Origin of the sequence: Pseudomonas sp. WS 5411, assembly GCF_012985595.1 — a bacterium.
GTDB classification, from domain to species: domain Bacteria; phylum Pseudomonadota; class Gammaproteobacteria; order Pseudomonadales; family Pseudomonadaceae; genus Aquipseudomonas; species Aquipseudomonas shahriarae.
This window is the reverse complement of sequence record NZ_JAARMC010000045.1, coordinates 1-2,553: the sequence shown is the minus strand read 5'-3', so window position 1 is coordinate 2,553 and position 2,553 is coordinate 1. Positions and strand designations below refer to the sequence as shown.

At 52.7% G+C, this 2,553-nt stretch carries 1 protein-coding gene and 1 pseudogene; both read right to left on the bottom strand.

Annotated features, from left to right (window positions below):
• Positions 1 to 1,027: 1,027 nt before the first annotated feature.
• The gene (aadA1, locus tag HBR93_RS26680) at positions 1,028 to 1,819 is read right to left on the bottom strand and encodes an ANT(3'')-Ia family aminoglycoside nucleotidyltransferase AadA1 (RefSeq protein WP_001206316.1); all 792 of its coding nucleotides are present in this window, start codon (positions 1,817 to 1,819) and stop codon (positions 1,028 to 1,030) included.
• A 498-nt stretch (positions 1,820 to 2,317) separates the two neighbouring features.
• Positions 2,318 to 2,498 (bottom strand): annotated as a pseudogene (locus tag HBR93_RS27170) (hypothetical protein); the annotation flags it as partial.
• Between the last annotated feature and the right edge of the window lie 55 nt (positions 2,499 to 2,553).

Here is a 2,553-nt window from a genome sequence, read left to right as displayed (position 1 = left end):
AGTACTGGATGCATCTGCAGGATATCGCGGCCGCTTAATTAACTGGCCTCATGGGCCTTCACTTCACTGCCCGCTTTCCAGTCGGGAAACCTGTCGTGCCAGCTGCATTAACATGGTCATAGCTGTTTCCTTGCGTATTGGGCGCTCTCCGCTTCCTCGCTCACTGACTCGCTGCGCTCGGTCGTTCGGGTAAAGCCTGGGGTGCCTAATGAGCAAAAGGCCAGCAAAAGGCCAGGAACCGTAAAAAGGCCGCGTTGCTGGCGTTTTTCCATAGGCTCCGCCCCCCTGACGAGCATCACAAAAATCGACGCTCAAGTCAGAGGTGGCGAAACCCGACAGGACTATAAAGATACCAGGCGTTTCCCCCTGGAAGCTCCCTCGTGCGCTCTCCTGTTCCGACCCTGCCGCTTACCGGATACCTGTCCGCCTTTCTCCCTTCGGGAAGCGTGGCGCTTTCTCATAGCTCACGCTGTAGGTATCTCAGTTCGGTGTAGGTCGTTCGCTCCAAGCTGGGCTGTGTGCACGAACCCCCCGTTCAGCCCGACCGCTGCGCCTTATCCGGTAACTATCGTCTTGAGTCCAACCCGGTAAGACACGACTTATCGCCACTGGCAGCAGCCACTGGTAACAGGATTAGCAGAGCGAGGTATGTAGGCGGTGCTACAGAGTTCTTGAAGTGGTGGCCTAACTACGGCTACACTAGAAGAACAGTATTTGGTATCTGCGCTCTGCTGAAGCCAGTTACCTTCGGAAAAAGAGTTGGTAGCTCTTGATCCGGCAAACAAACCACCGCTGGTAGCGGTGGTTTTTTTGTTTGCAAGCAGCAGATTACGCGCAGAAAAAAAGGATCTCAAGAAGATCCTTTGATCTTTTCTACGGGGTCTGACGCTCAGTGGAACGAAAACTCACGTTAAGGGATTTTGGTCATGAGATTATCAAAAAGGATCTTCACCTAGATCCTTTTAAATTAAAAATGAAGTTTTAAATCAATCTAAAGTATATATGAGTAAACTTGGTCTGACAGTTATTATTTACCCACCACTTTGGTAATTTCGCCTTTCACGTAATGCACAAATTCTTCCAGCTGATCCGCACGGCTGGCCAGACGATCTTCTTCCTGGCCCAGATACGCCTGACGCGCTTCCAGAATCACCGGCTGATACTGCGCCGGCAGACGTTCCATGGCCCAATCCGCCGCCACATCTTTCGGCGCAATTTTGCCGGTCACCGCGCTATACCAAATACGGCTCAGGGTCAGCACCACGTTGCGTTCATCACCCGCCCAATCCGGCGGGCTGTTCCACAGGGTCAGGGTTTCGTTCAGCGCTTCAAACAGGTCCTGTTCCGGCACCGGATCAAACAGTTCTTCCGCTGCCGGACCAACCAGCGCCACGCTATGTTCACGCGCTTTGGTCAGCAGAATGGCCAGATCGATATCAATGGTCGCCGGTTCAAAAATGCCGGCCAGAATATCGTTACGCTGCCATTCGCCAAACTGCAGCTCACGTTTCGCCGGATAACGCCACGGAATAATGTCATCATGCACCACGATGGTCACTTCCACCGCACGCAGAATTTCGCTTTCACCCGGGCTCGCGCTGGTTTCCAGCAGATCGTTAATCAGCGCACGACGGGTGGTTTCATCCAGACGCACGGTCACGGTCACCAGCAGATCAATATCGCTATGCGGTTTCAGGCCGCCATCCACCGCGCTGCCATACAGATGCACGGCCAGCAGGGTCGGTTCCAGATGACGTTCAATCACGCCCACCACTTCAGACAGCTGGGTGCTCACTTCCGCAATCACCGCTTCACGCATAATGTTCAGTTTGGTTTTCGGACGGCTGCCCTGCTGGGTCACATCGTTGCTGCTCCACAGCATCAGGCAACGGCCCACCGCATAACGCGCCTGCTGTTTGCTCGCACGCGGCATGCTCTGCACGCCAAAAAAGCAATCATAGCACGCCATAAACACCGCCACCGCACCATTACCGCCGCTACGTTCGGTCAGGGTACGGCTCCAATTACGGCTACGCATACTCTTCCTTTTTCAATATTATTGAAGCATTTATCAGGGTTATTGTCTCATGAGCGGATACATATTTGAATGTATTTAGAAAAATAAACAAATAGGGGTTCCGCGCACATTTCCCCGAAAAGTGCCACCTAAATTGTAAGCGTTAATATTTTGTTAAAATTCGCGTTAAATTTTTGTTAAATCAGCTCATTTTTTAACCAATAGGCCGAAATCGGCAAAATCCCTTATAAATCAAAAGAATAGACCGAGATAGGGTTGAGTGGCCGCTACAGGGCGCTCCCATTCGCCATTCAGGCTGCGCAACTGTTGGGAAGGGCGTTTCGGTGCGGGCCTCTTCGCTATTACGCCAGCTGGCGAAAGGGGGATGTGCTGCAAGGCGATTAAGTTGGGTAACGCCAGGGTTTTCCCAGTCACGACGTTGTAAAACGACGGCCAGTGAGCGCGACGTAATACGACTCACTATAGGGCGAATTGAGTGAAGGCCGTCAAGGCCTAGGCGCGCCGGATCCCCCGGG